Consider the following 14,027-nt stretch of genomic DNA (forward strand, 5'->3'; position numbering starts at 1 on the left):
GCGGGTAAGGTCTGCGGCTGTGAGTGGTACTTCCGCGGCTCTCAAGCCTCCCGCCGACGCCGTGAAACCGGTGCGACACCCTGACGCTCCCGCGCCCGGCGAGCTTCTCGGTGCGCACTACACACACTGCTTCGGCTGTGGCGGCGGGCAGTCGCACGGGCTGCATCTGGCGGCGCGGGCCGGCGAGGGTGTCGCCCTCACCGCCGAGTTCACCGTGCAGCCCGCCCACCAGGGCGCTCCCGGTCTCGCGCACGGCGGGGTGCTGGCGACCGCTCTCGACGAGAGTCTCGGCGCGCTGAACTGGCTGCTGCGGACGATCGCCGTGACCGGGCGGCTGGAGACCGACTTCGTGCGGCCCGTACCCGTCGGTACGACGCTGCACCTGGCGGCCGAGGTGACCGCGGTGGCCGGGCGGAAGATCTACTCGACGGCCACCGGGCGCATCGGCGGCCCCGGCGGGCCCGTCGTGGTCCGCGCCGACGCGCTCTTCATCGAGGTGAAGGTCGACCACTTCATCGAAAACGGCCGCCCGGAAGAGATCCGGGCCGCCATGGACGACCCGGACCAGGTCCGGCGTACCCGTGCCTTCGAGGTGAATCCGTGAGCCGTGAGTCCGTGAACGTGCTGATCCGGCGCGTCGACCCCGACGTACCGCTTCCGACGTACGCGCATCCCGGTGACGCGGGAGCCGATCTGCGCACCACCGAGGGCCGTGAACTTGGGCCGGGCGAGCGGGCCGTGCTGCCGACGGGGGTGTCTGTCGCCCTCCCCGAGGGGTACGCGGCCTTCGTGCACCCGCGATCCGGTCTCGCCGCCCGCTGCGGTGTCGCTCTCGTGAATGCCCCGGGGACGGTTGATGCCGGGTACCGTGGGGAGATCAAGGTGATCGTGGTGAATCTCGACCCGCGCGAGTCCGTGCGGTTCGAGCGCTTCGACCGGATTGCCCAACTGGTCGTCCAGCAGGTCGAGAGGGTCCGCTTCCAGGAGGTCGCGGAACTTCCCGGCTCGGCGCGGGCCGAGGGGGGCTTCGGGTCCACCGGAGGCCATGCCGCGGTGGACGGCGAGCGCGGCACAAACGGTCATGCCGCCATGGGCGGCGCGACGGGTGGGAATCGATACGCTTCGGTCGTATCCGACCGGGAAGGACAGTGACGTGTTCGGACGTCGCAAGAAGAAGGGTGCCGCCGAGGACGCGGCCGGCGAGGCCGAGCAGGTCGTCGACAGTGTCGACACTGAGGCGGACGAGGTCGAGCGCGAGCGCGTGCGGCTGGAGCCGGAGCCGCGGCCCGACGGGCCGTGGGACAGCTCCGAGGTCCGTGACCCGGCCGAGGGCCGGGTGGACCTGGGCGGTCTGTTCGTGCCCGGAGTCGACGGCATGGAACTGCGGGTCGAGGTCGCGGGCGACGCGATCGTCGCGGCGACCGTGGTGCTGAAGGACAGCGCCATCCAGCTTCAGGCCTTCGCCGCTCCCAAGCGCGAGGGCATCTGGGGCGAGGTGCGCGAGGAGATCGGCTCCGGCATCACCCAGCAGGGCGGCATCATCGACGAGGTCGAGGGTCCGCTGGGCTGGGAGCTGCGCGCCCAGGTGCCGGTACAGCTGCCGGACGGCACGGGCGGCTTCCAGGTGGTGCGGTTCGTCGGTGTGGACGGCTCCCGCTGGTTCCTGCGCGGGGTGATCTCGGGCCAGGGCGCGGTGCAGCCGCAGGCGGCCGGGCTGCTCGAGCAGATCTTCCGGGACACGGTGGTGGTGCGCGGCGAGGGCCCGATGGCGCCGCGCGACCCGATCGTCCTGAAGCTGCCGAACGATGCGCAGATGGTCCCGGAGGGCGTCCAGCAGGAGGAGGCGGGCTCCCGCTTCTCCGGTGGCATGGGGCAGTTGCAGCGCGGGCCGGAGATCACCGAGGTCCGCTAGCAGGAGTGGGACAAAGGGCCGTACCCCTCGCCCTTGGGTTCGGCCCTTCGTCGTGTGGGGACAACCCGGCCGAACCGTTGAACTGCCGGGCGCCGGACGGCGATACTGGCGCCCGGTCCACGGGGGAGGACGCATGACTGAGGTGGTCACCGAGGCCATGGTGCGTGTCGAGAACGTCCGCAAGTCCTACGGCGACGCGGCCGCCGTCGTCCACGCCCTGCGCGGGGTGTCCTTCGAAGTGCCGCGCGGCGAACTCGTCGCCCTCAAGGGGCGTTCGGGGTCCGGGAAGACCACGCTCCTCAACATCGTCGGCGGGCTCGACGCGCCGGACGAGGGGCGCGTCACGGTCGACGGGCTCGACCTCGCGGAACTGGGCGAGGACGGTCTGCTGGCCCTGCGCCGGGACCGCGTCGGGTTCGTCTTCCAGTCCTTCGGGCTCATCCCGATCCTCACCGCCGCCGAGAACGTCGGCGTGCCGATGCGGCTGCGCCGGACCGACCCGCGCGAGCGCGAGGAGCGCGTCGGGCTGCTGCTGTCCCTGGTCGGCCTCTCGGACCACGCGGAGCAGCGCCCCGGCGAGCTGTCCGGCGGTCAGCAGCAGCGGGTCGCCATCGCCCGGGCCCTCGCCAACAGCCCCTCACTCCTCATCGCCGACGAGCCGACCGGCCAGCTGGACGCGGAGACGGGTCACGCGGTGATGGAGCTGCTGCGTGCGGTCGTACGCAGTGAACAGGTCACCGCGCTGGTCGCCACGCACGACGCGAACCTGCTGGACCTGGCCGACCGGGTGCTGGAGCTGGGCGACGGGGAGATCGTCCCGGAATGACCCGTCAGCGACGTCAGGGCTGCGTCAAGGACGCCCTCCGGGCTGCCCCTGGCCCCTTTTGTCGCGATTATTGGCCGTAAGGTCGACGCTGCGTGGGCGATATTGACCGGAAGTCCACCATGGTCCTGACGCCTCGGGCGGCGGGAGCCAGTCCCGAGGAGCTCCTCGACCCCTGACGACCGGAAAGGCAGGCCGCATGCTGAGCCCGACCGCGGGGACGCCCCAGCCCCCTACGCGGGTGCTCGTGATCGACGACGAGCCGCAGATCCTGCGCGCCCTCGTGATCAACCTCAAGGCGCGCAGGTACGAGGTCGACGCGGCCCGCGACGGTGCCAGCGCCCTCCAGCTCGCCGCCGCCCGCCACCCGGACGTGGTGGTGCTCGACCTGGGCCTGCCCGACATGGACGGCGTCGAGGTGATCAAGGGCCTGCGCGGCTGGACCCGGGTACCGATCCTGGTGCTGTCCGCCCGGCACTCCTCCGACGAGAAGGTCGAGGCGCTGGACGCGGGCGCCGACGACTACGTCACCAAGCCCTTCGGCATGGACGAGCTGCTGGCCCGGCTGCGCGCCGCCGTCCGCCGGGCCGAGCCCACCGGGGGCGGCGAGGACGAGGTGCTGGTCGAGACCGGCGAGTTCACCGTCGACCTGGCCGCGAAGAAGGTCCGGCGGCAGGGGAAGGACGTACGGCTGACGCCCACGGAGTGGCATCTGCTGGAGGTGCTGGTGCGCAACACCGGCCGCCTGGTCGGCCAGAAGCAGCTGTTGCAGGAGGTGTGGGGGCCGTCGTACGGGACGGAGACGAACTACCTGAGGGTCTATATGGCCCAGCTGAGAAGGAAGCTGGAGGCGGACCCGTCGCACCCCAAGCACTTCATTACGGAGCCGGGGATGGGGTACCGGTTCGAGCGCTAGCACCGGGGGGTACGTAGCTGTCGGTGGGCCCCGGTACGCTTCAGATATGAGTGCTGTCCCTCGTTCCGAGAAACCGGCGGGCCGGTTCCGGCGCATGCTCGACCGGTTGTCCTCCTCGCAGGAGGACCTGGAGTCCGAGGAGCTGCGGGAGGACGCCCAGACCGCCGGCTGCACGCGCATAGGTGACTGCCACGACCGACAGGTCGTCACGGTTACTGGTACCTTGCGCACGGTCACCCTGCGGCCGCGCGCGGGAGTCCCGGCGCTGGAGGCCGAGCTGTTCGACGGCTCCGCCGCGCTGGACGTGGTGTGGCTCGGCAGGCGCTCCATCGTGGGGATAGAGCCGGGGCGCAAGCTGATCGCATCCGGCCGGATCTCGATGAGCCGGGGCCGCCGGGTGCTGTTCAATCCGAAATACGAACTCAGACCCCTCGGACGGGAGTAGCCGGTGACGTCGCTCGACAAGCCGACCGAAGACACCGAAGACGCTGCGCGGGATGCCCGGGCGGTGACCGAGGCCGCGCTGTTCGAAGCCTTCGGCGGCGTGCGGGGCATGGTCGAGACAGTGCTGCCAGGCCTGCTGTTCGTCACCATCTACACGATCAACAAGGATCTGCACCTGTCGGCGATCGCCGCGCTCGGTGTGTCCCTGCTGCTGGTCGTGGTGCGCCTGGTGAAGCGGGACACCGTCAAGCACGCCTTCAGCGGTGTCTTCGGCGTCGCCTTCGGTGTCGTCTTCGCGATGATGACGGGCAATGCCAAGGACTTCTACCTGCCCGGCATGCTCTACACGCTGGGGCTCGGGCTCGCGTACATCATCACGACCCTGTGCGGCGTCCCGCTGATCGGCCTGATCCTCGGTCCGGTCTTCAAGGAGAACCTCTCCTGGCGCACCCGCAACCCGGGCCGAAAGAAAGCGTACGCCAAGGCCAGTTGGGCCTGGGGACTGATCCTGCTCGCCAAGTGCGCGATCCTCTTCCCGCTGTACTGGTGGGCCAACACCGCCCAGCTGGGCTGGGTTCTGGTCGCCCTGAAGATCCCGCCGTTCCTGCTGGCCGTGTGGCTGACCTGGGTGTTCCTGGCGAAGGCGCCCGCGCCGATCGACGTGTTCGCGGAGATGGAGGCGGAGGAGAAGGCGCGGGAGTCTGTGGGGCGGTCGGCCGAGTAGGCACCCGGCGTTGGTGCCGCCGTCCCTGGGGGCTGCCGCCCCCAGACCCCCGCTGTCGGCTCTGAACGGGCCTCGTCCTCAAACGCCGGACGGGCTGGGTATGCCAAGGGCGCCCCGGATCTTCAGGGCGCCCTTCGCCGTAACCCCGGCCCGCTCAGCTCGGCGCCTCCTCCCGGCGCACCGACAGCAGATCCTCCAGCTGTTCCTCGCGGGCCTGCGCGGCCACGAAGAGGAGTTCGTCGCCCGCCTCCAGGGAGTCCTCCTGGGACGGGGTGAGGACGCGGGTGCCGCGGATGATCGTCACCAGGGACGTGTCCTCGGGCCACTCCACGTCGCCCACCTGCGTGCCCGCCAGGGCGGACTCCTCCGGCAGCGTCAGTTCGACCAGGTTCGCGTCGCCGTGGCTGAAGCGCAGCAGGCGGACCAGGTCGCCGACGCTGACCGCCTCCTCGACCAGGGCCGACATCAGACGCGGGGTGGAGACGGCGACGTCCACGCCCCAGGACTCGTTGAACAGCCACTCGTTCTTCGGGTTGTTCACGCGGGCGACGACGCGCGGAACGCCGTACTCCGTCTTCGCCAGCAGGGAGACGACGAGGTTGACCTTGTCGTCGCCCGTCGCGGCGATCACCACGTTGCAGCGCTGGAGCGCCGCCTCGTCCAGGGACGTGATCTCGCAGGCGTCGGCGAGCAGCCACTCCGCCTGCGGAACGCGCTCGACCGAGATGGCGGTCGGCGCCTTGTCGATGAGCAGGACCTCGTGGCCGTTCTCCAGCAGTTCGCCCGCGATCGAGCGGCCCACCGCACCGGCACCGGCAATGGCGACCCTCATCAGTGACCGCTCTCCTCTTCGGGACCCTTGGCGAACGCCGCCTCGACCTTGTCGACCTCGTCGGTGCGCATCATCACGTGCACCAGGTCGCCTTCCTGGAGCACCGTCTGCGAGGTGGGCAGCATCGCCTCGCCGAGCCGGGTCAGGAACGCCACCCGTACTCCGGTCTCGTCCTGGAGCCGGCTGATCCGCTGGCCGACCCAGGACGCGGAGGCGTGTACCTCGGCGAGCTGGACGCCGCCGGTGGGGTCGCGCCACAGCGGCTCCGCGCCCGAGGGCAGCAGGCGGCGCAGCATCTGGTCCGCCGTCCAGCGGACGGTCGCCACGGTCGGGATGCCCAGGCGCTGGTAGACCTCGGCGCGCCGGGGGTCGTAGATACGGGCCGCGACGTTCTCGATGCCGAACATCTCGCGGGCCACGCGTGCGGCGATGATGTTCGAGTTGTCTCCGCTGGAGACGGCGGCGAAGGCGCCGGCCTCCTCGATGCCCGCCTCGCGCAGGGTGTCCTGATCGAAGCCGACGCCGGTGACGCGACGGCCCCCGAACCCGGAGCCCAGTCGTCGGAAGGCGGTGGGGTCCTGGTCGACCACGGCGACCGTGTGCCCCTGTTGCTCCAGGGTCTGGGCGAGAGCGGAACCCACTCTCCCGCAGCCCATGATGACGATGTGCACGACCGTCCTTCCGGTGTCAAGAGTTACTGCTCAGCCCCATCAGGGTCTCAGACCGAGGCCCAAGCTACACATGTGCGGTGGGGCGTCGGCACCCCTGTGCACGGTTGCTTCGCACGGGGGTCAGCGGCGGCTGATACTGCGGACGCTGGCCAGGGTCAGGATTCCGAGGCCGACGAGGGCGGCTGCGGCGCCGATCAGCTCTGCGGTCGCGTGCATGGAACCTCCGGGGGACGGCGACAGACGGGGTTTGTCATATAGGCATGGGGACCGTCGCGGGCACGGAATCCGCAGCGCGCCCCCCGCGTGAATTCACCCGTGAGGCAGAAGGGGGGTGGCGGGTGGGCGATCCCCTGTTCGACGCCTTAGGCTTCTCTGTTGTGTCCAAACTGACCGACGTGCCCAAACGGATTCTCATCGGGCGCGCACTGCGCAGTGATCGGCTGGGGGAAACGCTCCTGCCGAAGCGCATCGCCCTACCCGTCTTCGCTTCCGACCCACTCTCATCGGTGGCGTACGCGCCGGGAGAGGTGCTGCTGGTCCTCTCCATCGCGGGCGTGTCGGCGTACCACTTCAGCCCCTGGATCGCGCTCGCGGTCGTCGTGCTGATGTTCACCGTGGTCGCCTCCTACCGGCAGAACGTGCGCGCCTACCCGAGCGGCGGTGGCGACTACGAGGTGGCCAACACCAACCTCGGCCCCAAGGCGGGCCTCACGGTCGCCAGCGCCCTGCTGGTCGACTACGTCCTCACCGTCGCCGTCTCGATCGCCTCCGGCATCGAGAACCTCGGCTCGGCGATCCCCTTCGTCGTCGAGCACAAGGTGCTCTGCGCGGTCGCGGTCATCGTGCTGCTCACGCTGATGAACCTGCGCGGGGTGAGGGAGTCCGGAAAGCTCTTCGCCATCCCGACGTACGTCTTCGTCACGGGCGTCTTCATCATGATCGCGTGGGGCGCGTACCGCGGACTGGTGCTCGACGACAGCATGCGGGCGCCGACGGCCGGCTACGAGATCAAGGCCGAGCACCAGGGTCTGGCCGGTTTCGCCCTTGTCTTCCTGCTGTTGCGCGCCTTCTCCTCGGGCTGTGCCGCCCTCACCGGCGTCGAGGCGATCTCCAACGGCGTCCCGGCCTTTCGCAAGCCCAAGTCGAAGAACGCGGCGACCACGCTCGCGATGATGGGCCTGCTCGCCGTCACCATGTTCTGCGGCATCATCGCGCTGGCCGCGGTGACCAAGGTCCGCATGGCCGAGAACCCCGCGACGGACCTGCTGAACAACGGCGTCGCGCTGGGCACCGACTACGTCCAGAACCCGGTGATCTCGCAGGTCGCCGAGGCCGTCTTCGGCGACGGCAGCTTCATGTTCGTCGTGCTCGCCGCGGCCACCGCGCTGGTGCTGTTCCTGGCCGCGAACACCGCGTACAACGGCTTCCCGCTGCTCGGCTCGATCCTCGCGCAGGACCGTTATCTGCCCCGCCAGTTGCACACCCGCGGCGACCGCCTCGCCTTCTCCAACGGCATCGTGCTGCTCGCGGGCGCGGCCATGCTGCTCGTCGTCATCTACGGCGCCGACTCGACCCGGCTGATCCAGCTCTACATCGTCGGCGTGTTCGTGTCCTTCACGCTCAGCCAGACCGGCATGGTCCGCCACTGGAACCGCCACCTGGCCACGGAGAAGGACCAGGCCAAGCGCCGCCACATGGTCCGCTCCCGGGCGATCAACACCTTCGGCGCCTTCTTCACCGGCCTGGTGCTGGTGGTCGTGCTGGTCACCAAGTTCACGCACGGCGCGTGGGTGGCGCTGCTCGGCATGATGATCTTCTACGCGACGATGACGGCCATCCGTAAGCACTACGACCGGGTCTCCGAGGAGATCGCCGCCCCCGAGGGCCCGAGCGACGACAGCGTACGGCCGTCGCGTGTCCACTCGGTCGTGCTGATCTCCAAGCTCCACCGCCCGACGCTGCGGGCGCTGGCGTACGCCAAGCTGATGCGCTCGGACACCCTGGAGGCGCTCAGTGTCAACGTCGACCCGGCGGAGACCAAGGCGCTGCGCGAGGAGTGGGAGCGGCGCGGGATCGACGTACCGCTGAAGGTGCTCGACTCGCCGTACCGCGAGATCACGCGGCCGATCATCGAGTATGTGAAGAGCCTGCGCAAGGAGTCGCCGCGTGACGCGGTCTCCGTGATCATCCCCGAGTACGTGGTGGGCCACTGGTACGAGCAGCTGCTGCACAACCAGAGCGCGCTGCGACTGAAGGGCCGTCTGCTGTTCACGCCGGGGGTGATGGTGACCTCGGTGCCGTACCAGTTGCAGTCCTCCGAGGTGGCGAAGGCCCGGGCCCGCAAGCGGCAGGAGTGGAACGCGCCGGGTGCGGTGCGGCGCGGGCCGGCGCAGGAGCGGCCGAAGGAGCCCAGCGCGAAGGACTGACCGGGGCGGCCGGGACGTAGAACTGACCGGGGCGGCCAGGACGTAGACTGGTGGGCTGTTGTCCTCTGGGCCTGTCGGCCCGTTCCTTACTCGATGTTGTGGAGTCACCCCGCCATGCAGGCAGAACCGAACAAACCGCAGGCGGAGCCGCTGGCCGGGTCGCCGGCCGGGTCGCTGGTGGGGGAGGAGTACGAGGTCGAGGTCGGCCCCGTCGCCCACGGCGGGCACTGCGTCGCCCGCACCGACGCCGGGCAGGTGCTGTTCGTGCGGCACACGCTGCCCGGTGAGCGGGTCGTGGCGCGGGTGACCGAGGGCGAGGAGGGCGCCCGGTTCCTGCGGGCGGACGCGGTGCGGGTGCTGGAGGCGTCCAAGGACCGGATCGAGGCGCCCTGCCCGTACGCCGGCCCCGGCCGCTGCGGCGGCTGCGACTGGCAGCACGTCAAGCCGGGCGCGCAGCGCCGCCTCAAGGGCGAGGTCGTCGCCGAGCAGCTTCAGCGGCTCGCCGGCCTCACGCCGGAGGAAGCGGGCTGGGACGGCACGGTGCTGCCCGCCGAGGGCGACAAGCTGCCGGCGGGCCAGGTGCCGCAGTGGCGGACGCGCGTGCAGTACGCGGTGACCGACGACGGCCACGCGGGCCTGCGCCGCCACCGCTCGCACGAGGTGGAGCCGATCGACCACTGCATGATCGCCGCAGCCGGGGTGAGTGAGCTGGGCATCGAGAAGCGCGACTGGACGGGCATGGAGTCCGTCGAGGCGATCGCGGCGACGGGTTCGCAGGACCGCCAGGTGATCCTGACGCCGAAGCCGGGCGCGCGCCTGCCTCTGGTCGAGCTGGACAAGCCGGTCTCCGTGATGAGGGTGGAGGAGAAGGACGGCGGCGTCCACCGCGTCCACGGCCGCGCCTTCGTCCGCGAACGGGCGGACGGCCGTACCCACCGCGTCGGCAGCGGCGGCTTCTGGCAGGTCCACCCCAAGGCGGCGGACACGCTGGTGACGGCCGTCATGCAGGGCCTGCTGCCGCGCAAGGGCGACATGGCGCTGGACCTGTACTGCGGCGTCGGCCTGTTCGCGGGCGCCCTCGCCGACCGCCTCGGCGAGAAGGGCGCGGTCCTCGGCATCGAGTCCGGCAAGCGCGCGGTGGAGGACGCCCGGCACAACCTCGCCGCCTTCGACCGGGTGCGGATCGAGCAGGGCAAGGTGGAGGCGGTGCTGCCCCACACCGGCATCACCGAGGTCGACCTGATCGTCCTGGACCCGCCGCGGGCCGGGGCGGGCCGTAAGACGGTGGCCCACCTGTCCTCGCTGGGGGCACGGAAGATCGCGTACGTGGCGTGCGATCCGGCGGCGCTGGCGCGGGACTTGGGGTACTTCCGGGACGGGGGGTATCGGGTGCGGACGTTGCGGGTGTTCGATCTGTTTCCGATGACACATCATGTGGAGTGCGTTGCCATCCTTGAACCGGTCGCAAAGGGCGCCTGACCTGCGGTTTCGTGCGTGCGCATTATGTGCGGTGTGGGCGTTACGGGCGATATCTTGACGCTGAAATGACGCTCGTGACGCTCAAATGACGCTCGTTCTGACGGCGTGTCACCTGACTGATCGTGTAGGTCGTGCCAGTTGGAGGGCGCGTTCCCGCGGGCTGTCTTTGCAGAAACTTGAAGACATTAAGCCGAGTTCCTGCATGCCGTAGTTCGGCGGGCCGGACGTTGGCGGAGCGGGCGCTCAAGAGGTCGGTCCGTAAGGGCTCCAGTGCCCGAGGAAGGGCCTTAAGTCGTCGGCTCGCGGTTCGGGGACGTCGGGCAACCGGGGTGGTGAGCTCAGCGGGTCGAGGTGCTCGACGGTGGTCGCTGCCCAGCTGATCCATGCTTCAGCGTCGATTCTGGCCTGCCCCGACGGCATGGCCTCGACTCGCGCGCGCACAGCGCTCACGTACTCGGTCAATCGGGTGGCGTGGTGCCAGGCCGCTTCCTGCGCTTCGAGGTGCCTGATGCGGTACACCTCCGCGTACCGGATGCGGGCTTCTTCCATGGCGGCTTCCCAGCGGATGCGCTTCTGGCGTGCCGCTTCGATCTCGTCCTGGCGTCTGCGTTCAGCGGCCTCGCCGCGAAGAGTGACCTCTTGGGCGATCTCGGCGAGCTGCTCTTCGAGGGAGTGGCCGGGGGTGTCGGCCCCATTCGCTCGCCCGGTGCGGCTGGCCGCCGCTGAGGACGAAGCGGAGCCGTTCGGACGGGGTGTGGTCGAAGCGGGGGATCCTGACCCAGGAGTCCTTCTTGGCCGCGGCGAGTTCCTTCTGGGTGGCGACGTGCTCGGTTCGGTCTTGCTCCTGGAGAACAAGGAACCCCACGGTCTGGCCCCGTGCGGTGATGGTGAAGTGGGGAGGTGCGCTGCGGCGGCGATGAGGCGGGGGAGCGAAGCCGGTCCGTCCAGCAGAAGCGGAATGTCCTGCGGTCTCGACAGCGGTGATGAGCGCTTGGATGAGCCGGAGGGCACGTCCTTGGACGGGCTTCGTGAGGCCCAGCGGTTGGGTTTCGCTCTGCATGGCCTGTACCACGGCGTGCGGACGCGCGAGCCGCGACGGCACGGGGATGGGTTCGAGGACGGCAAGGCGCCAGGCGGGGATGTCGACGAGCTTGATCTCGTACCCGCCACGGCACCAACCCCCGTATAGCTCCTTCCTCTCCGGGACCCTTGTGGACCTACGTGCCGCAGCGACGCGGGACGGCCACTTCTCCAAGTCCGGACCGCTGCCGCTCTTGACGATCCGGCCGCCGGCGTCCGCAAGCTCCTGCAGCAGCTGCTCCGTGAACGTCGTACGAGGCTGTGATGGAGGGCTTGGCGTCCGCCCGGTGGCCGGAGTTTCGTGCGATTGGGGGGACCGGCGTCGTGGAGCGGTGGCCTGGGTCCCCGGCGGGCGTGACCCGCGGGGAGGGTAGGTGCCGTGCGCCAGGTAGTGCTGGCCTGCACCCGTCAGGGCGACGCTCCACTGCCCGCCCTTCCGGGAGACAGTGACCAAGCCGCGGTTGTGCAGTGCCTGACACGTGGTCTTGTAGGAGCTGGTCTTCCACAGGCCAGCAGGACATCCGGCCCCCACCAACTGCAGCACTGACAGTTGCCGCTCATTGACCTGCCGCTCCAATGTCCTGCCTTCGACTTGAGGTTGACGTACGACGGCGGCATGTTGTCAGTTCCGTTGGTCAGCGACGGGCGGTTCGAATCAGTTCGCTCGAACGAGTTCGCCTTGTCCGCTAGGACCACATCGGGCCGAGTGCGAGGCCGCCCCCACGGGCGGGGAACCCGCAGGCCGGCCATCACGTCGGGGAAGGCAGGTGCATCGCCGGCCTGCCCGGCAGTCAGGGCGAAGACCAAGGGGCCGGCACCGGTCGTCGGACGCGAGGTGGACCTTCGCCGTTAGGCCCCCGCGGGACCGGCCGATGGCATGGTCGGGCGGTTCACCGGCCGGGGCCCTTTTTACGGGCTCCGGACGCGTGCTGATGCGCGCGCACGATCGTGGAGTCCACCGAGATAGCCCAGTTCAGGTCCTCATCGGCATTGCTGAGCGGTGACCAGATATCTGTGCGGGCGATCCGGTGCGGCTGCGATAATGAGGAACGAGCAGCAGATGCGGCCGTGGGAGCAGCAGACGCGCCCGCCTGACAGGAACATGCGATCCGGGGGACCGTGCCGAAGAAACGCAACGCCGCCCAGCGCATCGGGGCGATCGGAGAGGACCGGTTCCGGCTCTCCTGCCAGGAGAACTTCATCATCTCCAACAAGGTCGAACACGACTTCGGGTTCGACTTCCTGTGCCAGGCGGACCTGGCCGCGGGCTTCGGCCGGACCGGACCGGTATCCGGAGTTTTCGTCGGCTTCAGCGTCCGCGCGACGGATCGGGACGACGGGCGGATCAGGCTGAACCAGGCGGATGCCGAGTGCCTGCTGGCGGCCCAGTTCCCGACCGGTCTCGCCCTGGTGAAGCTGAACGGGCCGAAGTCCGCGGCCGTCTATTTCCGAATGATGGACGCCGCCTTCATCGTGGAGCTGTCCCAGTTTTTGGCGTCCGCCAAGAAGTCCAAGCACTTCACCCCCAAGGACATGCGGCCCGTGGCGGAGATCCGGGACGCGATCGGGGAGGTCAGCGCCCCCGGCTACCTTGAGCAGGTGCGTGCCGACGCTGCCCGGAAGATTGCCGAACCGATCACCGGACCTGTCCAGATCCAGATTCACCGCGATGCCGACAGCCAGGCAACCCTCATCGCATCCCTGGACCTGTACGCGTGGTTCGAGCAAGGAACACCCGCTGAGCAGGAGGCGCTCTACCTGGCCAACTTCGGTGAACCGGTGCGACGTGACCAGAGGATGCGCGAACTCGCGCTGAGCGGCAAGGCCATGGGGGGCCTAGCGCACCTGCCCCAGCCGTATGTGCTGGCCGGTTTCGTCATGGACCATCCCACCCGGGTGTGCGTCCAAACCACTCCCGTGTCCGCGGAACTGCCGGTGCTGCGTACCGCCAACGAGCAGCACTTCGGTTACGTCTACCCTGCGGGCTTTGCCCTGACCGTTTCCGCCCGGGTCGAGCGGGACGGTCAGTACGTGCACCTGATGCGGGCGCTCGCCGACCCGGACAGCGACGCTCTCCTTGGCGACCATCCGGTCCTGCTTGACTTCCTCACCACCTGCCACCCCGAGTCGGTCTTCTGTTTCGACGACGGCGACGGACCGCCTCTCGATGTGACGTGCTTCGAGAGCTTGGGCGATCTGGCCCGGTGCGCGGCGGCCTACCGCGATGCCCAAAGCTTGGACGGCTGGGACGCGGTGCCTGTCATGGTCAAAGACATGGCCAGCACGGAATCCCGGAACTCCCTGATGTTCCTCGGCTCGGCAGCCGACCCGCAGACCCAGCCGATCCCCCGGGGACTCCTCCTGGCGGCGCCGGAGGTGGAGGAGGAGGACTGCGGCACCGCGTCCGGGACCATTAACGTCCCGGTTGTCTGCAACCTGGCCCACTCCAGCCTCGTCGCCTGGTTCTCCGGCCGCGGATCTGTGCTACTCCATGATGGTGATCCGTGCGGATTCAAGGTGCCCGCCTTCCGCTTGGACACCGTCGAGGTGCTTCCCCGGGTGCCGAGCCGGTCCCTGTTTCCACGAGTCCTGCTCGGGTCGCGGACGCTGATCTGTGACGAAGGACGGTGGCAGGAGAGCGACGTCGACACAGGGCAATGGGCAGACGACGTTCGCCTTCGTTTCCAGCTGGACTAGGCCGATTTGCGCCTCCTTAACGG

13 protein-coding genes and 1 pseudogene are annotated in these 14,027 nt (G+C 69.5%); 11 read left to right on the forward strand and 3 right to left on the reverse strand.

Annotated elements, in window-relative coordinates:
• Positions 1-19 precede the first annotated feature (19 nt).
• From AB0I77_RS16375 to AB0I77_RS16405, 7 genes are all read left to right on the forward strand, one after another.
• Positions 20-604, forward strand: a complete 585-nt coding sequence (locus AB0I77_RS16375) for a PaaI family thioesterase (protein WP_363283218.1) — start codon at positions 20-22, stop codon at positions 602-604.
• Positions 601-1,152 (forward strand): dUTP diphosphatase, encoded by a 552-nt coding sequence (gene dut, locus AB0I77_RS16380; RefSeq protein ID WP_363283219.1) that lies wholly within the window; start codon positions 601-603, stop codon positions 1,150-1,152. The genes AB0I77_RS16375 and dut overlap by 4 nt, the downstream gene beginning before the upstream one ends.
• A 1-nt stretch (position 1,153) precedes the next feature.
• Positions 1,154-1,912 (forward strand): DUF3710 domain-containing protein, encoded by a 759-nt coding sequence (locus AB0I77_RS16385; RefSeq protein ID WP_363283220.1) that lies wholly within the window; start codon positions 1,154-1,156, stop codon positions 1,910-1,912.
• Between the two features lie 133 nt (positions 1,913-2,045).
• Positions 2,046-2,738, forward strand: a complete 693-nt coding sequence (locus tag AB0I77_RS16390; protein WP_363283221.1) for an ABC transporter ATP-binding protein — start codon at positions 2,046-2,048, stop codon at positions 2,736-2,738.
• A 196-nt stretch (positions 2,739-2,934) separates the two neighbouring features.
• Positions 2,935-3,651, forward strand: a complete 717-nt coding sequence (locus tag AB0I77_RS16395) for a response regulator (RefSeq protein WP_363283222.1) — start codon at positions 2,935-2,937, stop codon at positions 3,649-3,651.
• A 46-nt stretch (positions 3,652-3,697) separates the two neighbouring features.
• Positions 3,698-4,096 carry an OB-fold nucleic acid binding domain-containing protein gene (locus AB0I77_RS16400; RefSeq protein WP_363283223.1) on the forward strand — a complete coding sequence of 133 codons (399 nt, stop codon included), beginning with the start codon at positions 3,698-3,700 and terminating at the stop codon, positions 4,094-4,096.
• Between the two features lie 3 nt (positions 4,097-4,099).
• Entirely contained in the window at positions 4,100-4,819 is a 720-nt protein-coding gene (locus tag AB0I77_RS16405; protein WP_363283224.1) for a DUF3159 domain-containing protein, read from the forward strand.
• Positions 4,820-4,973: 154 nt separating this feature from the next.
• Here the strand turns inward: AB0I77_RS16405 and AB0I77_RS16410 are convergent, their stop codons facing one another.
• Both AB0I77_RS16410 and AB0I77_RS16415 read right to left on the reverse strand, forming a co-directional pair.
• Entirely contained in the window at positions 4,974-5,651 is a 678-nt protein-coding gene (locus AB0I77_RS16410) for a TrkA family potassium uptake protein (protein ID WP_363283225.1), read from the reverse strand.
• Positions 5,651-6,322 carry a TrkA family potassium uptake protein gene (locus AB0I77_RS16415; RefSeq protein ID WP_363283226.1) on the reverse strand — a complete coding sequence of 224 codons (672 nt, stop codon included), beginning with the start codon at positions 6,320-6,322 and terminating at the stop codon, positions 5,651-5,653. Before AB0I77_RS16415 ends, AB0I77_RS16410 begins: the two co-directional genes overlap by 1 nt.
• A gap of 377 nt (positions 6,323-6,699) precedes the next feature.
• Here AB0I77_RS16415 and AB0I77_RS16420 point away from each other — a divergent pair, with 377 nt between their 5' ends.
• The 3 genes from AB0I77_RS16420 (at position 6,700) to AB0I77_RS16430 (ending at position 10,953) form a co-directional block, all read left to right on the forward strand.
• On the forward strand, positions 6,700-8,748 hold the full coding sequence (locus AB0I77_RS16420; RefSeq protein WP_363283227.1) for an APC family permease: 2,049 nt from the start codon (positions 6,700-6,702) through the stop codon (positions 8,746-8,748).
• A gap of 114 nt (positions 8,749-8,862) precedes the next feature.
• Positions 8,863-10,227 (forward strand): TRAM domain-containing protein, encoded by a 1,365-nt coding sequence (locus AB0I77_RS16425; RefSeq protein ID WP_363283228.1) that lies wholly within the window; start codon positions 8,863-8,865, stop codon positions 10,225-10,227.
• Positions 10,228-10,701: 474 nt separating this feature from the next.
• Complete coding sequence (locus AB0I77_RS16430) at positions 10,702-10,953, forward strand: hypothetical protein (RefSeq protein WP_363283229.1); 252 nt, start codon at positions 10,702-10,704, stop codon at positions 10,951-10,953.
• A 1,023-nt stretch (positions 10,954-11,976) separates the two neighbouring features.
• On the opposite strand, the pseudogene AB0I77_RS16435 reads toward AB0I77_RS16430, so the two are convergent.
• Positions 11,977-12,284, reverse strand: a pseudogene (locus AB0I77_RS16435) (transposase); the annotation flags it as partial.
• 142 nt (positions 12,285-12,426) lie between these two features.
• Here AB0I77_RS16435 and AB0I77_RS16440 point away from each other — a divergent pair.
• Positions 12,427-14,004 carry a hypothetical protein gene (locus AB0I77_RS16440; RefSeq protein ID WP_363283230.1) on the forward strand — a complete coding sequence of 526 codons (1,578 nt, stop codon included), beginning with the start codon at positions 12,427-12,429 and terminating at the stop codon, positions 14,002-14,004.
• Positions 14,005-14,027 lie beyond the last annotated feature (23 nt).

It is taken from the genome of Streptomyces sp. NPDC050619, from assembly GCF_040654815.1.
Taxonomy (GTDB): Bacteria; Actinomycetota; Actinomycetes; order Streptomycetales; family Streptomycetaceae; genus Streptomyces.

Coding starts and splice junctions, on each gene's coding strand:
- AB0I77_RS16425 (WP_363283228.1), top strand. CDS start 8,863: ATGCAGGCAGAACCGAACAAACCGCAGGCGGAGCCGCTGGCCGGGTCG.
- AB0I77_RS16410 (WP_363283225.1), bottom strand. CDS start 5,651: ATGAGGGTCGCCATTGCCGGTGCCGGTGCGGTGGGCCGCTCGATCGCG.
- AB0I77_RS16390 (WP_363283221.1), top strand. CDS start 2,046: ATGACTGAGGTGGTCACCGAGGCCATGGTGCGTGTCGAGAACGTCCGC.
- AB0I77_RS16395 (WP_363283222.1), top strand. CDS start 2,935: ATGCTGAGCCCGACCGCGGGGACGCCCCAGCCCCCTACGCGGGTGCTC.
- AB0I77_RS16400 (WP_363283223.1), top strand. CDS start 3,698: ATGAGTGCTGTCCCTCGTTCCGAGAAACCGGCGGGCCGGTTCCGGCGC.